The organism is Asticcacaulis excentricus CB 48 (assembly GCF_000175215.2).
Taxonomy (GTDB): Bacteria; Pseudomonadota; Alphaproteobacteria; order Caulobacterales; family Caulobacteraceae; genus Asticcacaulis; species Asticcacaulis excentricus.
On sequence record NC_014816.1, the window covers coordinates 1,208,962 to 1,227,838 of the forward strand.

Here is an 18,877-nt window from a genome sequence, read left to right on the forward strand (position 1 = left end):
TCTGGACCTCTCTCAGGACACCTGTATCTATCATGGATCTGCCTCAGGCTGACTATACCGACACGACTTCTGATCCGCTCGAACTGGTCGAAGCGATCCTCACCGACGAAGGCCTGACCTTTGAGCGGACGCCTGATGGCGAGGTGCTGTTCTCACTGGCTGGGTTATGGAAGTCGCACGACATGTGGTTCTCTTGCCGTCCGGAAGGGGAGTGCCTGCAACTGTGTTCGTCGCTCGATCTGCGCTTCGATCCTGCGAAGGTTCCGTCCATCCATCCGTTGCTGTCACTGGTCAATCAGCGCGTCTGGTTCGGCCACTTCGAAATCTATGAAGACGAAGAGGCAATGCGCGAAGCGGGGCGTCTGCCCGCCGATATCGTGTTCCGCCACACCCTGTTGTCAAGCCCGATGGAGCGCCCCGGTCAGGTGCAGACTGCACACATGATCAATGTCGCCGCCGAAGCCGTGGACCGCTTCTATCCGGCCTTTGACTTCCTCTTCAAGGGCGCGAACACAGCCGAAGCGGCGCTGGAAGCCTGCCTGTTCGAAACGATCGGAGAGGCATAAACACTTAGACAAAAGGTGCCCTTCAGGTACATTTTTGTGGTCTGTACGGTGAAAAATGCCTCGGGGCGGCCTGTCGGCGTTTTACGCATTTTTCAAGATTTATTGAGGTTCATCAATGCTGGCGAAACCCATACTTCTAATCGGGGCCGGGGCGCTGGGGTCGGCCATGCTCAAGGGGATGCGTGCTGCAGGCCATGTCGCGCCGTCCGACCTGATAATTCTTGACCTCAGCCCCGGCGAAGAGGCGCAAGCCTATGCCGGATTGGGGGCGCGGCTCAACCCGGCCCCTGAAGTGTGGCGCGACGCCTTCACGGTCATCATCGCCGTCAAGCCGCAGAGCTGGCGCGGGGCGGCGCAGATTCTTGATGGCAATCTCAATCCGGAGGCGACGCTGATTTCGGTGATGGCCGGAGTACGGACTGAAGACCTCAGCAGCGTGTTTGCTCCTCTGAGAGTCGCGCGCGTCATGCCGACCACGGGTGTCGCGACTGGGAAGGGCGTGGCCAGCCTCTATGCGCTCGAGGGCATAGCCTTACAGGCGGCGTCCGACCTCTTCTCGCCGATGGCGGCGACGGTGGTGCTGGGTAACGAAGACCTGATCGACGCCGCAACGGCTGTGTCGGGGTCGGGGCCGGCCTATGTCTACGCCTTTGTGGCGGCGCTGGAGCAGGCGGCCCTGGAAACTGGCCTGACCGCCGCTGATGCAAAAACGCTGGCCCGCGCCACCCTGATTTCGGCGGCCAATCTGCTCGATCAGACGGGCGAAGCCCCCGAAGACCTTATTCGTAAGGTCGCCTCGCCCGGCGGCACCACCGAAGCGGCGCTGAAGGTGCTGCGTCAGGAGAAGCAGGGGCTCACGGAGCTCGTCACGGCAGCGGTACTGGCCGCGCAGAAACGCTCCAAGGAACTCGGATAAGCAAAGCCCCGCCGGGTTTGAACTGATCCCCAAAAGCTGGTGTCCAACTTTTGGGGGTCAACTCAGTTGGCGGGGCTTTGTCTTTCTTATTTGAGGCTGAGTTTCGCTTCGATCTCTTTCCAGTCCACGATCTTGAAATTTTGCCGGGCACGGGTGGTCGAAAGCGCTTCGCCTTCGGTGTCCATGTCGTCCTGCATGACCACGATACCCTTGGTGTAGGGGCCGACCTGCCCGCCCAGGGCCGCGACCCCATCCGTCCCCGTCACGGCGTCGATGCCACTACCGGGGAAGACCGAGAAGCGGCCCTGATAGACGGGTGAACCTTCCACGCGCCAGACGGCAAAGGCCGAGTCGCCTTGTGACGAGGCGATCAGATAGGTTTTTTGGCCATCACGCAGCAGGGTCAGGCCTTCGACATCGGCTTTGAGCACGTCCGACGGCAAGCTGGCCAGCGCCTTGCGCTGCGGCCCCGTTGCAGGATCAAGGCTGTACATCCAGATGCCGGCGTTTTCTTCGGCGATATAAAGCGTCTGGTTGACGTCATCCACCACGCAGCCTTCGGACTGCGTGCCGACATTGAAGCGGCGCGTTTCGCTCAGGACCGGCTTGCCCGCAGCAACGCTGACCGTGGCTTGAGCCACATCGCCGTTCTTGCCCACCATAATGGCGACCAGATCCCCCGCCGTCGTTTTACCGAGGCAGAAACCATAGGCCTCAGAGGTGGCCAGTGACGCAAAGCCCCAATCCGTTGTTTTCAACGTCGCCGGATCGAGCTTGAAGAAACGTACGCCATTGCCGATGCGGTCAGAGGCGGCGACCACCACCGGCAGGCCCAGTGCGTCGTTGCGCAGATCCACATTGTTCATCGGACCGACGGTGAGGAAGTCGATCACCTTTCCATTCAGGTCGTAGCTGTAAAGCCCCGCCTTTTTGTCGGTGCCATAGATCACCACGCGGTTGGAATCCGACGGATCGACCCAGATTTCAGGATCGTCCGCCGAGTCCAGATTGACGGTGCCGACCGCCGTAGTTTCCGTCACCGCCAGTACCGGCGTGCCCGTGCCCTGCGTCATCTTGGCAGAGTCGGAGATCAGTTCTGGGTGCACACAGGCGGACAAAGGCACTGAAGCGACACATAAAAGAGTTGTTGTCATAAAAAGTTTAAACGTCTGTCTGGAAAGCATTTGCGTACACCTCTATGTGCTCATTTTCGCGCTCTTAGCACGGAGAATAAAAAAGCACACCCCATTTAAGTAATGCGTGTTGTCGTTCATGCGATATGCTGAACTGTGCATCTAATGTCACAGTGTATCCCCTTTGCGATGCCGTCACAAAAGCTTCACAAAACTGTATTCGAACCGTCGCCCAGCCTGAATAGACGGACCACAGGGGCTTTGAAGCAAAGATTTTTTGCCAGGCCAAATCACTGGGGATTTGAGATGAAAACCGTGAAGTTTCTTGCGATGACGGCGGCGATCGCGCCGCTCGCCGCTGTTGCTGTTCCGGCCGTGGTTCAGGCCGCTGACGCCGAAGAGGTCACCGAAGTTGTTGTGACAGCGCGCCGTCCGCTGGCCGAATCTGATGCGGCCGCGCTGAAGGCTCAGCGTCAGTCGGATTCGCTGGTCAGCGTTCTATCGGCCGATGATGCCGGTAACCTGCCGGATCAGAACATTGCCTTCGCCATAGGCCGTCTGCCGGGCGTCGGTCTGGAGCGCGATCAGGGTCAGGCCCGCTACGTCAACCTGCGCGGTATGCCGCGCAAGTGGGCGACCATCTCGTTCGACGGCCTGTCGGTCGTTTCGGCCGAAGGTCGTGACTCGCGTTTCGATAACATCCCGTCGGCCATTGCCTCGCAGATTATGGTTCAGAAGGCTATTGTACCTTCTATGCCGGGCGATACGGTCGCCGGCAATATCGACATCCGCACGCGCCGTGCTTTCGACTATAAAGGTCAGAAGATTACGGGCAAGCTGGGTCTCGGCCACGTCACCCTGGGTGGTGGCGAAGAGGTCGATGCCAACCTCGTCTATTCCAACATCTTCATGGACGGCAAACTGGGCATCGTCGCTCAGGCCTCCTATTATCGCCGCAACATGGCGACGGAAAACTGGGAAACCGATCCGTACCTGGTTCAGCGCGCTGCCGCTCCGGGCAAGACTTTCGCCCGTGAGTTTGAATACAAGAACTACCGCCTGACGCGTTACAACTCTTCGGCCTCGCTGCGTGCCGATTACAGGATCGACGACAACAATACCCTTTTCGCCTCGTCGATCTGGACGATTTTCAAAGACGACGAACTGCGAGACAACTGGATCGTGCGTCTTGATCAGGGCACCAATGCCGCCGGTGTTGCCTATAATTCGGATGCCAATTTCACCGCCGCCGACCCCAAGTTCGGTACGGTTTATGGCGCGCGGCTGAACGGTCGTATCGACTACCGCGACTCAGAAGAAATCCTTGCGACCAACACTCTGGGCGGTGAGCACCGCAACTGGTACGGCTACGACGTGTCGTGGCGGCTGAACTATACGTTGGGTCTGAATGGCGGAGATACGCCGGTTACCGCCGCCTTCCAGAGCCCGTCGTCTTTTCTGGATCGTCCGACCGCCATTTATGATTTCCGCAATGGCGATCAGAACATCGTGCGTCTGTTCCGTACCGGTGGCACGACCTCGGCGCGTACCCAGGGCGACCGCGTCTTCTCGGCCGAAGAATTCAATGTTCCGCTGACCTCGATCGGTCGCGTCGCCGGTGGTGAAACCACGCAGGCGTACACCGCGAAGATCGACTTTGTCCGTCAAACCGAGCTGTTCGGCCTGCCGACTAAGGTGGAGTTCGGTGCCCTCTACACGGCGCGTAACAAGAAGAACGAAAACGAGACCTACACGGCCACCCCGGCGAGCCTGACCGCCAAGGGCTTCTCGGTGCCGAGCTGGGGTACGCTGGCCATTGACGATCCGTACAAGGGCAAGCAGGCGCTGGGTTACACCTTCCGTTACACCAATCAGGCCCTGACGAACGATCTTGTCGATCAGTATATCAATGCCGGTGCCGCCGTGCGCGACATGTCAGCCACGACGTCGAACTACTGGAAGATCAACGAAAAGCAGGCGGCTGCCTACCTGATGGCCACCACCACCTTTGACTGGGGTAATATCGTTTACGGTACGCGCATCGAAAACATCAAAAACGACGGCCGTGCCTATTCGACGGCTCTAGCGAAGTATCTTGAGACTTCCAGCGATGAAACCCTGTTCTACCCCAGCGTTCACCTGAATTGGAACGTGACGGATAAGCTGAAGGCGCGCTTCTCGCTGAACCGCACGGCGTCGCGTCCTGATTATGACGATCTGCGTCCGAACTTCACCTATTCAGACTCGAACCAAACGGTTTCGGGCGGTAACCCCGACGCCAAGCCCGAAAAGCAGACCGGTTTTGACGCCTATCTGGAATACTATGGCGACTCCGCTTTCGTATCGGCGGGCTTCTTCTACAAGGACATTCAGGACGTTCTGTTCAACCAGTCAGCCACGTTCGGCTCTGACATCCTGAATTCAGGCACCACCAACCGTTCGGACTATATCTTAACTACGCTGCGTAACGGCGGTGATGGCAAGTTGTCGGGTGTGGAACTGTTTACCTCCTACAGTGCGGAAAAGCTGGTTGAAGACCTCGGTTGGTCGGACTGGCTGGGCGGTTTCGGCGTGAAGGCTTCGGCCACGCTCGCGGACTCGGAAGTCACCATTCCCGCTTACAATGTCGGCACCAAGGCGGCTCCGAACATCGTGCCGGCGCGCAAGGCTGAATTGCCGGGCACGTCGGAAGGTGTCTATAACCTCCAGATGATCTATGAAAAGTACGGCCTTACCGTGCGTCTCGCCTATCAGTACCGCACGGCCTGGATACAGGACATCGGTGGCTACACCATGGTTGGCGGCGTCGCCGTGCCCTCCGATAACGGCGACATCTATTGGGACGACGATGAAGAAGTCGATCTGTCGGTGCGCTACCAGATCAACAAGAATCTGGAATGGTACTTCGATGGCTCGAACCTGCGCAATCAGGGCGCGCGCCGTTACGGCACGGTTTCGACCAATCCGATCGAGTTCGAACGTTTTGGCCCGCGCTACGTCGCCGGTGTGCGTTTCAACTTCTAGAGCGCAATCTGATAAACTGGACTCCACTTTTCAGAAAAATTGCGCGACCGAACAAAAACTTAGAGCCATTTGGCGGCGGCGCAAATGAGCCGACGAATGCTCTAAAATCCTTTGAGCGGGGGGAGGCCGCAATGCCTCGATCCCGGAAAGGAAGCACCGTATCGAATTCGATGCGGTGCTTTTTTCTTTGCTCAGGTTAGGTGTTGCCGTTCCGAGTAGGTTTTGTCGTCTTGCGCGGGTGACGGGCCCACCAGACGACCGGCGCGGCGATCAGGCCTAAAGGCAGGAGGTAGCCCGCCACGGCGACCATAACGGTCAGCACCGAGATCATGTTCGGGCCGACATCCGACAACGCGGATTTCAGAGGCGCCCAGGTGCCATCTACGGCAACCGCCGAGGCCGGACGATAGGTCAAGGTCAGCTTTGACATGGCGACGCGCTTTTTCATCGTGGCGACGGCTGTTTGTGCGCTGTCGATATCGGATTGGATTGTGGCCAGTTGTTGCTTTAACTCGATGACTTCATTCATCTTTCCTTTATGACTGCGTAGCGTTGCCTGCAGATTATCGCGTAAGGCCGTCTGGTTCTTGATGTGCGCCTCAGTGTCAATGAGGCTCAGGCTGAGGTCTTCGGTGGCAATGCTCTGGCTTTCGATGGCCGCGCCGGTGGCCTTGAGTTCGTTATTGAGATTTTTGCGGAAGAGGCCAATCCATTGCGGCGTGGCGCGCAGAGTCAGGGTGTGGAACTGGCCGTCTTTCCCAGTATTCTGACTGCTCAGGGACAGAACCTGACAGATGGTAAGGCCGGCCACGGTGCAGGCCTCGCGATGGCCCTCCATCATGCCGCTGACCGTTTTATCGGGCGCGCTGAGATCAAAACGATAATCATAGGTCAGTTGGGGAACCGAGGCCGGATCGACGCGTTGTGAAGGCGTCGTGTCAGGTTCGGCAGCGGTGGGGGCTGCGTCCTCGGTCGTGGTCATTTCTTCGGCGGGTTTGGAACAGGCCGACACGGTGAGCAAGGACGCGGACAGCAGAACGACGGCCAGACGGCCGGACAAACGAGGCGACATTAGGGGCTCCCCAAAACGAAGGTTGATGCCGCAGTCGAGAGCGGCGGCCTTCATCTCGCGCTGGAATCACGTCATTTTCACGACATTATCACGTTTACGTGATAATGTCGTGATTTGGTTGTGATGGCATTGATCTGTTTTGGTTTTATCGAAAAGCAGCGCTGAGCCCCGGGTCGCATTGTGTCGCCAATGCGGCAAAATCTCAGTCAGGCGGCACGCAGGGTGTGGCCCAAGGCCTTGACCTGATCACGCAGCGCGATCAAGTGAGGCAGGTCTATATTGCCCATGGCGCAGAGCATGGCCTGCGGGATGGATTGTCCCTGTGCCGCTAGAGCCTTGCCCTTTTCCGTCAGCGTGATGCGGGTGACGCGCTCGTCCTTGGGGTCGCGGGTGCGGTCGATCAGGCCCTGCGTCTGAAGACGTTTGAGCAGCGGCGTCAGCGTGCCGGAATCGAGAAACAGCGGCGTGCCCAGTTCGCTCACCGAACGATCATCTTTCTCCCACAGCAATAGCATGACCAGATACTGCGGATAGGTAAGGCCCATGGGTTCCAGCAGAGGTTTATAGGCCTGCGCAAAGGCGTGCGCCGCGCTATGGACCGCAAAGCAGATCTGGTTTTCAAGCCGCATTTCCGCGGGGATGAGGGGCGAGGGCATGATTTTCTCCTGACTTGGCAAAGGGATATCACAAATATCGCTTAAAATCAATTAAATTGCGCGCAATGCAATTGACAAAAGATTGTGCACAATCTATCTAGATTTCAGACACGCCGCTGGCGGTTCTTCACTTACCCTAATTGCAAAGGAAACCTGACCATGACCACCTCGATCACCGCGCTTTATACCGCTCACGCTACGGCTACCGGTGGCCGCGAAGGCACCGCTTCCACCCCTGATGGCCGCCTGTCGGTCAAGCTCTCGACGCCGAATGAACTGGGCGGCGGTGGCGGGGAGGGCACTAACCCGGAGCAACTGTTCGCCTCGGGCTATGCGGCTTGCTTTATCGGCGCACTGAAATTTGTGGGCGGTCAGAAGAAGGTCGCCGTTCCCGCTGACGCCTCCATCGACGCCGCGGTCGGTATCGGCCAGATTCCCAACGGTTTCGGCCTCGAAGTCACGCTCACGGTCAACCTGCCCGGCGTGCCCGACGAAGCAGCCCGCGACCTTATCGAAGCCGCACACGTGGTCTGCCCCTATTCGAACGCCACGCGCGGCAATATCAACGTCACCCTAATCCACAAGGCGGCGTCAGGCGAGGTGATCGTCGCGCAGTAGGCTTTGCGCAGTAGGCTTTGCGCATAACCCTTCAAAAATAAGAGCGCCGGAGCGACCTCCGGCGCTTTTTTTCAGGCTTTGAAGTGCGGGTTGTCGATCAGGTCCTGACCGGTGGATTTCGGCGGTGCGGTGAAAATGCCGGGCAGGGCCTCGCGGGTTAACTGGTCCAGTTGTGTCAGTTCGTTATCATCAAAGGCGAGATTGTCCAGCGCGCTGAGGCTGTCGGTCAATTGCTCAACCGTGCGCGCTCCGATCAGGGTTGAGGTGACGCGCGCGTCCTTCAATGTCCAGGCCAGAGCCATGCGCGCCAGAGTTTGTCCACGCGCCTTTGCCAGTTCATTGAGCTTATGGATCAGAGCCAGCTTGGCGTCGGTCAGACCGGCGCGCACCCAGTCGAGGCGGGCGGCGCGTGAGTCTTCGGGCAGACCGCTTAGATACTTGTCGCTCAAAAAGCCCTGAGCCAGAGGTGAAAAGACAATAGTGCCGACGCCGTTGCGCGCATTCGTTTCCAGCAGCGCCGGCTCAATCCAGCGATCCAGCAGGCTATAGTTCGGCTGGCTGATCAGCAGCGGTACACCCAGAGATTTGAGAATATCGGCCGCCTTCTGCGTCAGTTCCGGTCCATAGTTGGAAATGCCGACATAGAGTGCCTTGCCCTGCTGAACCAGTGTCGCCAGCGCGCCCATGGTTTCTTCCACCGGGGTGTGGGGGTCGGGGCGGTGCGAATAGAAGATATCGACATAGTCGAGTCTCATGCGTTTCAGGCTCTGGTCGCATGAGGCGATAAGGTGCTTGCGCGTGCCGGTCATCGAGCCGTAGGGACCGTCCCACATCTGCCAGCCGGCCTTGGTCGATATGATCAGCTCATCCCGATGAGGCTTGAAATCTTCGGCAAAAATGCGCCCGAAGTTCACCTCAGCAGACCCCGCTGGCGGGCCGTAATTATTGGCCAGATCGAAGTGGGTGACGCCCCGGTCAAAGGCCGCGCGCAGTAGAGCGCGCTGTGTATCAAGGCGGTCAATATCGCCGAAATTATGCCAAAGCCCCAGCGAAATGGCGGGTAGTTTCAGGCCCGAAGCGCCACAGCGGCGGTAGGGCATGATGTCATAGCGCGTGGTGGCTGCAGAATAGGTCATGAACGGCTCCCGGTTTTCGTTGCTGCTAGGGTTATGATGGTTTAGGGCGATTGGGAAGTAGGGATGAGCCATGAGTCTTGAAAACTGGACGCCGCGTCCGCGACCGGCGGCGAAGACCTTTGCGGGCCGTTATGGCCGTCTGGAACCGCTCGACTGGGCGCGTCATCGGGCGGGGCTTTATGCCGTCGCCGGAGGTGAGGCCAATGGCGCTCTGTGGCGCTACATGCCGCTCGGTCCGTTTATTGGCGAAGCGGCCTTTGAGCGCGATTTCGAAGCCAAACGCGCACAGGAAGGCTGGGAAACACAAGTCATCATCGATCCGCACGGCACGATCATGGGCATGGCTTCTTTCATGCGTATCCGCGAGGCGCAGGGCAGCGCTGAAATTGGGGCGGTGCTGTTTGGGCGCGCTTTGCAACGCACGGCGCTGGCCACCGAAGCCGTGTTTCTTATGGCGCGCTATGTGTTCGACGAGTTGGGCTATCGGCGTTTTGAATGGAAGTGCAATGCCGCCAACCAGGCGTCTAGGCGCGCGGCAGAACGGTTCGGCTTTACCTACGAAGGCACCTTCCGCAATGACATGGTGACGAAGGGCGAAAACCGCGATACCGCTTGGTTTTCAATCATTGACTCGGAATGGCCGCGCATCCGTTCGGCCTACGAGGCCTGGCTCGACCCGGCCAATTTCGATGGCACGGGCCGCCAGATTTTCCGCCTCAAAACCAAACAGGCTTAGGCCAACCGCAAGGCCCGGTCGAGTGCGGCAATGAGATCTGTCGGGTCTTCGAGGCCAATCGACAGGCGCAGCAGGCCCTCAGTAATCCCCGCCATGGCTTGCGCTTCCGGCGACATGGCCGCGTGGGTCATCGATCCCGGATGCACGATCAGGCTTTCGACGCCGCCCAGACTTTCGGCCAGACTGAACAGTTCGATCACGTCAAACACGCGCTTGACGGCCTCAAGCCCGCCGGCCAGTTCAAAACTCATCATGGCGCCGAAGCCCTTTTGCTGACGCATAGCCAGGGCGTGCTGTGGGTGTGAGGGCAGGCCGGGATAGAAGACGCGCGACACGGCGGGGTGGGCATCAAGGAATTCGGCTATAGCCTGCGCCGACTCCTGCTGCTGCTTGACGCGCACGAAAAGCGTGCGCACGCCGCGCAGGGTCATGTAGGAGTCAAACGCGCCTGGCGTCGAACCGAGGCAGTTGGCCCACCAGCGACAGGTGGTGACGTCTTCTGCCGTCGTGCAGACCAGTGCGCCGCCAATGACGTCTGAATGGCCGTTGATGTATTTGGTTGTCGAATGGATGACGAAGTCGGCCCCGAAGGCGATGGGGTTTTGCAGAGCCGGGGACAGGAAGGTGTTGTCTACGGCGACCTTGGCCCCGGCGGCGTGGCCCAGCGCGATCAGCTTTTCGAGGTCGATAAGGCGCATCAGCGGGTTGGATGGTGTTTCCAGCAGCAGCATACCCGCCGGCTGAGACAGGGCGGACTCCACAGCCGCATCATCGCCCTGATTGACATAGACGACTTCGATCAACCCTTGACGATGGCGGGCATTGAGCAGGCGCTGCGTCCCGCCATAGCAATCGTGCGGCACGATCACGCGTTTGTTGGGCAGGTCCTGCCACAGAAGGTCCAGCGCCGCGAGCCCGGACGCTGTCATCACCGCACCCGCACCGCCTTCCAGTTCGGCAATCACGTCGGCGATGATGTCGCGCGTCGGATTGCCTGAGCGGGCATAGTCATAGCCCCGTTTTTGTCCGAAACCGGCGAAGGAATAGTTGGATGACAGGTAGATCGGCGGCATGACCGCGCCATGCGCACGGTCACTGTCGATGCCGATATTGATGACCTTGGTGCCGAGTTTGGCGTCTTTGAGATAATCTTTTGACATTTTCGTTCCTGCCAGCGTTCCTCTTGGGGAAGCCGACTAATCCTTAAGTGATTTGCGAACTATATCAGACACCAAACTGATTTCTTTCAGGAAAGCGTCGTGTCCATAAAGCGAGGGGAATTCGATAAAGACGCTGTCTGTCAGCGTCTCGTTCAGGGTCTGCATATCGGAATAGGGGACCAGTCGGTCGGTCGGCACGGCGGCCAGAAACACCTTGGCTTTGATCTTGGCCGGATCGATGCGATGACGATCAAGCGAATCTGACATTGAAATCCAGCGATTCGCGTTCGACACATAGGCATCGCCGCGCGCCCGCAGATAGCCGCAAACCGTGTAATTTTCACCCGCCCAGTCCGGGGGGGGGCCGTCAAAGCGTTCGGAAAACTCGGCTTCGGAACGGTAGGTAGTCATGGCCAGTTGCCGCGCCAGTGATATGCCTTCCTGCTCACGGCCCGTGTCGAGCCCGAACTTGAGTAGACGGCGTTGTAGGCCGCGCATGGCTGTAGCCATAGGGTGAGCCCGATGCGCGGCCGAGATGCAGCAGACGCGGTCGATATAGTCTGGATAAAGCTCGGCAAAAGCCAGGCCGATCATCGCCCCGTACGACGCCCCTATGAAGGCAAAAACATGAGCGACGGCCAGGTGATCGAGGATCAGCTTCACCAGCCGCGCCTGATCGTGTGTGGTGATAGTGTAAACCTGAGAGGCAGGCAGACGCGGCGCAAATTCGATTGAGAGCACGCGGAAGGTGTTGAGGTCCAGCGCCTCACCCGGACCTGCAACCCCTTCCCACCAACCGGGGGCAGCTTCGGTCGAATCTTCCTTCGCGAACAGTATGCGTCCGGCAGAAATACCACCGGCGGCCACCACCACGCGGCCATCGGCGGGGCCGTAGAGGCGCGCCACGACGTCGGTCTGTTCGAGTTTTTGTCCGCTTTGCAGCCGGAAATCGTCCGGAATATCGACGCGAATGTCTGTCCCGCTCAGATCGGGTGTGGCGTGAGGTTTGATAAAGCTCATCTGGGTAAAAGCTCGGTGGTCCGGTGCAAAACAGGGACTCAACAGACCAGTCGGGAGAAGACACGGCCACACCACCGCTGTCGCTTCTCTCATCTGTCGGAAGCGCACTTCCGCAGGAGTTGGCACCATTCCGAAGTTTCGGTGGTTGCCCCAGCGTCGTCGGGCCTGTCCCTCGGCTGGTCTCGATGAGTTGTGTCAGCTTATGCGCCGAACCCGGCTTTGTCGTCAAGAGGGGATGGAGATGACGTGTCTCCGCACAAGAAGCGCTTAAACCGGTCATCCGGTTTCGGTCGTCGTGCGTAGTGACTTCATGACCCAAGTTAAACGTCGTACGTTTTTGGCAACTCTTGGCGCCTTGCCGCTTTCAATGACCGCTTTTGCTGTGCGTGCAGAGGTCCCAGCGGGCGTGCCCGATGGCAAGCTAGTCGGCAGGGGCCGCTACAGCGTGCTGGGCCTGTCGATATTTGATGCCAGCCTCTATGCCCCCAATGGCCGTTATGATCCGCAAAAGCCATTTGCCTTGCGACTGGATTACCTCAAAAGTTTCAATGCCAGATACATTGTCGATCATTCGATCGCCGAAATCCGCAAGCAGGGCTTTTCGGACAAGGTCAAGCTGGAAGAGTGGCGACAGCAGATGAGCGCTATTTTTCCGGATATTCGTTCGGGCGCCTACATTGCGGGCGTGCGTAACGCGGACGGGTACGCTCAGTTTATCCATAATGGCCGCGCCATCGGTGCCATCCGCGACACGCAATTCACACGGCTGTTCTTCGACATCTGGCTGGGCAGCCGGACCTCATCGAAAGCGCTGCGCGCCAAACTTCTGGGGGACGCATGAGCCAGCAAAAAAAATTCAAACGCACGTGGATAATCGGGGCCTCCAGCGGCATAGGCGAAGCGCTGGCCGAACGGCTGGCTGCGCGCGGTGAGGAGATCATCCTGTCGGCGCGCAATGCCGAGGCGCTAGAGACGATCTGCAAGCGCCTGAAGGGCCGGGGGCATCGTGTCCTGCCGCTAGATGTATCGGACGGCCCGGCGGTGGCCCGATCGGCCATTTGGCTGAAGGACACGGTAGGGCCGCTTGACCGGGTGCTGTTTTTTGCCGGGGCCTACACGCCGATGAAGCTGGGGCAGATCGACCTTGGTGATATGGGGCGTATCGTCGATACCAACCTGAAAGGGGCCTTCTACGTTGTGGAGGCCACCTTGCCGGTCATGGCCGAAAAGGGTCAGATCGCTTTGTGTGCGTCGGTTGCCGGCTATCGTGGCCTGCCCAATGGTCAGCCCTATGCGGCGACCAAGGCGGGGGTAATATCGCTGGCCACCTCACTGCGCGCCGAACACGGCGACCGCCTAGATATCAAGGTCATCAATCCAGGCTTTGTCAAAACGCGGCTCACGGATAAGAACGGCTTTGAGATGCCGATGATGATTACGCCGGAAAAGGCCGCCCGCGCCATTGCCCGCGAACTGGACAGTAAACGCTTCGAAATCCACTTCCCCAAGGGCTTCACGCGGATGGTCAAGCTACTCGCCCTGCTGCCCGACGGGCTTTATTTCAATGCTGTCAAGGGGATGCGTTAGGTGGGTTGTGCGGCTTTCGGGCGGCCCGATTCGGCCAGTACGATACCCGCAATGACCAGAGCCAGTGCCCAAAGGTGAAACCCGTGCAGCGGCTCGCGCAAGATCAGTACTGACAAGATCACACCGAACAGCGGAATGGTGTTGATGAACAGCCCGGCCCGGTTGGCCCCGATCAGTTCGACACCCCACACATAGCAGACCTGCGCCACCAGTGATGGCAACAGTCCGGTATAGAGCACGATCAGCCAGCCCGTGGTGTCGGGCCAGACAATGCCGGTGTCGCGTGACATCCACAGCAGATAGGGAATGGCGGCCCCTAAAGCGCCAAGGGTCGGAATGGCCATAAGGCTTTGCCAGTGGATCGCCGGTTTATAGCGCAGCGCGACCGTATAGGCCCCGTAATTGACAACCGCCAGTAGCATAAGAGCATCGCCGAGATTTAGATCCAGCCTTACGATATTACGCAGATCGCCATGCGTGGCCGTCAACATGACGCCAATGGCGGTGACACCAAAGCCCGCCACCTGCGCCCAAGACGCTTTGATGCGATAGAGCGCGTAGTTCAGCCCCATAATAACCAGAGGAATACCGGCGTCTTCGATCACAACATTGATGGCGCTGGTGTGTTCCAGCGCCGTGTAGAGAAGGATATTGAACGACGCGAAACCGAAGAAGCCATAAGCCAGAAGCAGTGGCAGGTGCTGACGGATGACCGGCCAGTCGCGGCGGAGCGGTTTCACTGAGACGGCAAATATCACCAGAGCCGCCAGTATCCAGCGCGAGGCCGACAGCAAGGCCGGGCTGATGTGCCCCACGGCTAGCTTGCCCGACACCATATTGCCCGCCCACAGGATCGAGGCAATCAGCAGGCACGCATAGGCCTTCAGACTCACAGATGATTTTAGATACTGTTGCAACGACTTCTCTCCGCCGTCGCGCGCTTAACACGAAAAACGGGGCGTGCCTTATCTTTTTTCTTTGAATTCGTTGAAAAGACTTATAACGCCATGCTCACCCGCCTGCCGTAAGGGCGATAGGAATAAGGATCTGAAAACATGTCTACCCTTGTCGTAAAATTCGGTGGTTCGGTTCTGACCTCCGAAGCGGCCCTGCACCGCGCCGTGTCCGAGGTCTATCGTTATGTGCGCGACGCGCACAAGGTGATTGCCGTTATTTCGGCCTTCAAGGGTGAGACAGATCAGCTGATGCGCCTGGCCGTTGGCTATACGCAGGCCTCAGCCTCATCGGCCACGCCGCACCTGCTGGCGACGGGGGAAATGAAGGCCGCGACCTTGTTCGCCATGGCCTGCGAGCGGTCTGGGATCGTGACGCGCTTTCGTTCGGTGGCCGAAATCGGCCTGACCGCCGAAGGCGACCATTTCAATGCTCAGCCGGTTACCCTGAAAGCCGACGTGCTGGTCAACGACCTGAAAGCCTGCGACCTGGTGGTGGTGCCAGGCTATGTGGCGGAAAATGCCGCCGGTGAGCCCGTGCTTCTGGGCCGGGGCGGCTCCGATCTGACCGCCGTTTTTATCGCCAAATCCCTGCGCGACGCCGGGGTCGAGGCGCGCGTGCGGCTCAATAAGGACGTCGATGCCGTCTATGACATCGATCCCAATACCTATCCGGATACGGCCAAGCCCTATGCTGCCCTGTCATGGGATGAGGCCGAAAAGATTGCGTTCCCCGTTGTGCAAGCCAAGGCCATGAAATACGCGCACGAACATGGGCTTGAGGTCGAAGTCGCGGGCATGGCCCGCGGCTATGAAACCGTGCTGGGAGCCAAAACGGCGGAGCGCAAGACGCCGGGGTTTGCGCGCAAAATCCGCGTGGCGGTGATGGGGGCGGGGGGCGTCGGGTCGATGTTCCTGCAGCGCTGCCTCGAATGGTCGGACCTGATCGAGGTTGATCGCGTGCTGGTGCGTGATCCATCGAAGCGCCGCGATCACCCGCTGGCCGGTAAGTTTACCTCGGACGCGCGCAGTTTCGCCCGCGCCGATGTCGATGTGTTTGTCGATATTGGCACTGGCGTTTCGCCGTCGGCGGAATTACTGGAGCAGTTTCTGAAACTGGGCGTCGGCGTGACGTCTGCCAACAAGCAAGCGGTGGCCGCCGTACATGGCAAGCTGAAAGACGCGGCGAAAGCGTCGGGCGCGGCGCTCACCTTTTCGGCTTCGGTCGGCGGCGGGGCACCGGTAATCGAAGCCCTGCTGCGTGCCGTCAAGTCGCATAAGGTCAAGAGCATTGCCGGGGTGGTCAACGGCACCTCCAACTTCGTGATAGATCAGGTGGAAGCGGGTAAGACCTTCGATGCGGCCATGGATGAGGCGCGCCGCCTGGGCTTTGCCGAACCGGATTCAACGGCCGATCTCGATGGCACGGATGTTGGCGCTAAGCTGCGCCTGTTGCGCGAAATCGCCTTCCCCGGCGTGACGCCCGTGCACGTTGAGGTGGGGGCCATCACGGCGGAGTCGCTGGTTATTCCTAAGGGCAAAGGCTTGCGTTACGTGGCACGTGCGATCATGACCTCAAAGGGTCTTGAGGTGTCGATGAAGCTAGAGGAACTTCCGGCCGATCACTATTTGGTGGGCGCCAAGGGCGAGCAAAACCGTGCTATTATCGAGCTGGAAAACGGGGAGTTCTGGTACGTGACGGGTAAGGGGGCTGGTGCCTGGCCGACCTCGGAATCGCTGCTGGCCGACACCCTGGACATCGCCCGCGGTTTAAAGGGGTAAGATCGCGACCTCCGTAAAAAGACAGGAAAGCCGAATTTCACGGCTTTTCCTCCTGCGAAAACATGTTCTATACATGTTCCATGTCTTCTGTGCCCCATGACCTGTTTCAGGCGGCTGGCCTGACGCCGTCCGCTCCGACCCTGACCGCTGCTCCCGAAGGGTTCAAGCCGCTGGCTGAGCGCCTGAGGCCGCAGACCTTGTCCGAGATCGTCGGTCAGGACCACCTGCTGGGCGAAGGCGGGGCCATCGCGCGCGCCATCGATCGCGGGTTTTTGCCGTCGCTGATCCTGTGGGGGCCGCCGGGCGTCGGCAAGACGACCATTGCGCGGTTGCTGGCCGCCAGCGTCGGTTATGAGTTTCAACAGATTTCGGCGGTTTTTTCCGGCGTCGCCGATCTGAAAAAGGCCTTTGAGTACGCGCAGGCCCGTCGCACTCAGGGTGTGCGCAGCGTCCTGTTTGTCGATGAAATTCATCGCTTTAACCGCGCTCAGCAGGACAGCTTCCTGCCCTATGTCGAAGCCGGTGTGGTCACCCTGATCGGGGCAACGACGGAAAACCCGTCGTTTGAGCTGAACGGCGCGCTTTTGTCGCGCTGTCAGGTCTTTGTGCTGAAACGCCTCGATGACGAGGCGATGGATAGGCTCATTGCCCGCGCCGAAACGCATCTGGGGCACGCCCTGCCGCTGATGGACGAGGCGAAGGAGACGCTGAAAGGCTTGGCCGACGGTGACGGGCGCTATCTGCTGACCCTGATCGAGTCTTTGGCCTCGATGGGGTTTGAGGCGCCGCTGAACAGCGACGCTCTGCTGCAAAACCTGCAAAAGCGCCGCCCCAATTACGATAAGGACCGCGAAGGCCACTACAACCTGATCTCGGCCCTGCATAAGTCCGTGCGCGGTTCCGACCCTGATGCGGCGCTTTACTGGTTTGCGCGGATGCTTCAGGGGGGCGAAGACCCGCTGTATATCGTGCGGCGGATGCAGCGCATGGCCTCTGAAGACATCGGCAATGCCGATCCCATGTCGCTGATCATGACCAATGCGGCGCGTGAAACCTATGAGGTTCTGGGCTCTCCGGAAGGCGAGCTGGCCATTGCTCAGGCCCTGGTCCATATGGCTTCGGCCCCCAAATCGAACGCCGTCTACACGGCCTTTAAGGCAGCCATGAAGGCGGCGAAGGAAACCGCGACGCTGGACCCGCCCGAAGTTATACGCAACGCACCGACCAAGCTGATGAAGCAACTGGGCTATGGCGAAGGCTATATCTACGACCCCGATGACCCCGATGGGTTTTCGGGGCAGAACTATTTCCCGGACGGCATGGCACGACCGCGCTTCTATGACCCGAAAGGCGAGGGGCACGAGGGCAAGACCCGGCAAAGGCTTGACGAATGGGCGCGGCTCAGGGCACAAAAGCAGGGTCGAAGGGGCGAGTAGAGTAAAAGGGGGACTGATGGGTAGCCTGTCTATATGGCATTGGGTAATTTTGGGTCTGCTGGCTTTGCCGGCCTTTCTGCCGCTCATTATTACACGTCCATCTCTACCCAATCGATACGCGAAGTATAAACCTGCACCGAAAGGTTTTTTTGAAGCGGTTGCGGTGTGTTTTAAAAAATATGCTGACTTCAACGGGCGTGCTAGCCGATCCGAATATTGGTGGTACACCCTTTTCGTGTTTCTCATCTCGGTTGCCCTCGGTTTTTTCGAGACGGCGTCAAACATCCAGATTCCGACGGCTTTCAATCTGATCTGGGGTATTCCACATCTAGCTGTGGCCTCCCGTCGACTGCATGACATAAACCGGTCCGGTTGGTGGCAGCTCATAGGTTACAGCCTTGGTATTGTTCCCTTGATCTATATGCTTTGTCAGCCCTCGGTCGGCGAAGACAGGAATGTAGCCGAGGTCTTTGATTAAGAGCAGAGGTCACATTCCCCTCTCAGCTCTGTGATAATCGCTCCCCATTTCCGGCCCATTTGCCCTCCAGACTGAGCTTCAAGCTTATGAAGGAGACGTGTTATGTCACCGGAAACCCTGCAACAACTGGCCGTTCTGCTGCTATGGATCGCACCGGTCTTTTTGCCGTTTGTCATTCATCCCTCAGGACCGAACCGCTTTGGCGCGCCGCACCGCACGGAAGGCTTTGAGGCTGCGGTACGCAACGGATTTGCCCGCGCTTTTGACTTCAAAGGCCGGGCGTCACGCGGCGAATATGGTGCCTTTTTGCTGCTCTTTGTCGGCGTCTATTGTGCCGCCGCCCTTGTGGACGGGGCCTTTGGGCTGAGCTGGCTGTATGTCGCGCCGATAGTCCTGCTGGTCCCCTATATATCGCTTACCACGCGCCGTCTGCACGACCTTAACCGGTCTGGCTGGTGGCAGTTTCTGGTCCTAGGAGCCGGCGTTTTCGTGCTGTTTTACCTGCTGGCGCAGCCTTCAGTGCAGCCTCTGCGGCAATCCCTGCGCCGTCCGGTAGGACCTGTGCGTATGGCTGGTCATCGCTAGAGAGAGGCTATAGGCTCGT

The 18,877-nt window shown here is 59.0% G+C and carries 18 protein-coding genes and 1 riboswitch; of the genes, 11 read left to right on the forward strand and 7 right to left on the reverse strand.

The annotated features are described in order from the left end of the window. Nucleotides 1–32: 32 nt before the first annotated feature. Together ASTEX_RS05740 and proC are read left to right on the forward strand one after the other, a co-directional pair. Nucleotides 33–566, forward strand: a complete 534-nt coding sequence (locus tag ASTEX_RS05740; protein WP_013478666.1) for a type III secretion system chaperone family protein — start codon at nucleotides 33–35, stop codon at nucleotides 564–566. A gap of 115 nt (nucleotides 567–681) precedes the next feature. Continuing rightward, nucleotides 682–1,482, forward strand: coding sequence for a pyrroline-5-carboxylate reductase (proC, locus tag ASTEX_RS05745; RefSeq protein ID WP_013478667.1), 801 nt, complete (start codon nucleotides 682–684; stop codon nucleotides 1,480–1,482). Nucleotides 1,483–1,568: 86 nt separating this feature from the next. On the opposite strand, the gene ASTEX_RS05750 is transcribed toward proC, so the two are convergent. After that, nucleotides 1,569–2,606, reverse strand: a complete 1,038-nt coding sequence (locus ASTEX_RS05750; RefSeq protein WP_245532536.1) for a phytase — start codon at nucleotides 2,604–2,606, stop codon at nucleotides 1,569–1,571. 315 nt (nucleotides 2,607–2,921) lie between these two features. Here ASTEX_RS05750 and ASTEX_RS05755 point away from each other — a divergent pair, with 315 nt between their 5' ends. Beyond that, entirely contained in the window at nucleotides 2,922–5,639 is a 2,718-nt protein-coding gene (locus tag ASTEX_RS05755; protein ID WP_013478669.1) for a TonB-dependent receptor, read from the forward strand. A gap of 196 nt (nucleotides 5,640–5,835) precedes the next feature. Here ASTEX_RS05755 and ASTEX_RS05760 read toward each other — a convergent pair whose 3' ends face one another. Continuing rightward, complete coding sequence (locus ASTEX_RS05760; RefSeq protein WP_013478670.1) at nucleotides 5,836–6,711, reverse strand: DUF4349 domain-containing protein; 876 nt, start codon at nucleotides 6,709–6,711, stop codon at nucleotides 5,836–5,838. A gap of 206 nt (nucleotides 6,712–6,917) precedes the next feature. After that, entirely contained in the window at nucleotides 6,918–7,367 is a 450-nt protein-coding gene (locus ASTEX_RS05765) for a MarR family winged helix-turn-helix transcriptional regulator (RefSeq protein WP_013478671.1), read from the reverse strand. A 159-nt stretch (nucleotides 7,368–7,526) separates the two neighbouring features. Here ASTEX_RS05765 and ASTEX_RS05770 point away from each other — a divergent pair, with 159 nt between their 5' ends. Further along, the gene (locus tag ASTEX_RS05770) at nucleotides 7,527–7,985 is read left to right on the forward strand and encodes an organic hydroperoxide resistance protein (protein ID WP_013478672.1); all 459 of its coding nucleotides are present in this window, start codon (nucleotides 7,527–7,529) and stop codon (nucleotides 7,983–7,985) included. A 71-nt stretch (nucleotides 7,986–8,056) separates the two neighbouring features. Here the strand turns inward: ASTEX_RS05770 and mgrA are convergent, their stop codons facing one another. Next, nucleotides 8,057–9,121, reverse strand: a complete 1,065-nt coding sequence (mgrA, locus tag ASTEX_RS05775) for an L-glyceraldehyde 3-phosphate reductase (protein WP_013478673.1) — start codon at nucleotides 9,119–9,121, stop codon at nucleotides 8,057–8,059. 70 nt (nucleotides 9,122–9,191) lie between these two features. Here mgrA and ASTEX_RS05780 point away from each other — a divergent pair, with 70 nt between their 5' ends. Then, nucleotides 9,192–9,857, forward strand: coding sequence for a GNAT family N-acetyltransferase (locus ASTEX_RS05780; protein ID WP_013478674.1), 666 nt, complete (start codon nucleotides 9,192–9,194; stop codon nucleotides 9,855–9,857). On the opposite strand, the gene metB is transcribed toward ASTEX_RS05780, so the two are convergent. Further along, a complete protein-coding gene (gene metB / locus ASTEX_RS05785; protein ID WP_013478675.1) occupies nucleotides 9,854–11,017 on the reverse strand; it encodes a cystathionine gamma-synthase in 1,164 nt (387 codons plus the stop codon). The two genes, ASTEX_RS05780 and metB, sit on opposite strands and share 4 nt — an antisense overlap. A 36-nt stretch (nucleotides 11,018–11,053) precedes the next feature. Further along, complete coding sequence (metX, locus tag ASTEX_RS05790; RefSeq protein ID WP_013478676.1) at nucleotides 11,054–12,037, reverse strand: homoserine O-succinyltransferase MetX; 984 nt, start codon at nucleotides 12,035–12,037, stop codon at nucleotides 11,054–11,056. A gap of 86 nt (nucleotides 12,038–12,123) precedes the next feature. Beyond that, nucleotides 12,124–12,229: riboswitch (SAM riboswitch) on the reverse strand. A gap of 175 nt (nucleotides 12,230–12,404) precedes the next feature. Here metX and ASTEX_RS05795 point away from each other — a divergent pair. Together ASTEX_RS05795 and ASTEX_RS05800 are read left to right on the forward strand one after the other, a co-directional pair. Beyond that, nucleotides 12,405–12,878 (forward strand): chalcone isomerase family protein, encoded by a 474-nt coding sequence (locus ASTEX_RS05795; RefSeq protein WP_013478677.1) that lies wholly within the window; start codon nucleotides 12,405–12,407, stop codon nucleotides 12,876–12,878. Beyond that, on the forward strand, nucleotides 12,875–13,624 hold the full coding sequence (locus ASTEX_RS05800; RefSeq protein ID WP_013478678.1) for an SDR family NAD(P)-dependent oxidoreductase: 750 nt from the start codon (nucleotides 12,875–12,877) through the stop codon (nucleotides 13,622–13,624). The genes ASTEX_RS05795 and ASTEX_RS05800 overlap by 4 nt, the downstream gene beginning before the upstream one ends. Here the strand turns inward: ASTEX_RS05800 and ASTEX_RS05805 are convergent. Continuing rightward, a complete protein-coding gene (locus ASTEX_RS05805; RefSeq protein WP_041658553.1) occupies nucleotides 13,621–14,517 on the reverse strand; it encodes a DMT family transporter in 897 nt (298 codons plus the stop codon). The genes ASTEX_RS05800 and ASTEX_RS05805 overlap by 4 nt on opposite strands. Nucleotides 14,518–14,679: 162 nt before the next feature. Between ASTEX_RS05805 and ASTEX_RS05810 the strand changes: the two genes are divergently transcribed. The 4 genes from ASTEX_RS05810 (at nucleotide 14,680) to ASTEX_RS05825 (ending at nucleotide 18,858) form a co-directional block, all read left to right on the forward strand. Next, nucleotides 14,680–16,359, forward strand: a complete 1,680-nt coding sequence (locus ASTEX_RS05810) for an amino acid kinase family protein (protein WP_013478680.1) — start codon at nucleotides 14,680–14,682, stop codon at nucleotides 16,357–16,359. Between the two features lie 80 nt (nucleotides 16,360–16,439). Next, a complete protein-coding gene (locus ASTEX_RS05815; protein WP_013478681.1) occupies nucleotides 16,440–17,795 on the forward strand; it encodes a replication-associated recombination protein A in 1,356 nt (451 codons plus the stop codon). Between the two features lie 16 nt (nucleotides 17,796–17,811). Continuing rightward, nucleotides 17,812–18,273, forward strand: a complete 462-nt coding sequence (locus ASTEX_RS05820) for a DUF805 domain-containing protein (RefSeq protein WP_013478682.1) — start codon at nucleotides 17,812–17,814, stop codon at nucleotides 18,271–18,273. 102 nt (nucleotides 18,274–18,375) lie between these two features. Continuing rightward, entirely contained in the window at nucleotides 18,376–18,858 is a 483-nt protein-coding gene (locus ASTEX_RS05825) for a DUF805 domain-containing protein (RefSeq protein WP_013478683.1), read from the forward strand. Nucleotides 18,859–18,877: the final 19 nt, after the last annotated feature.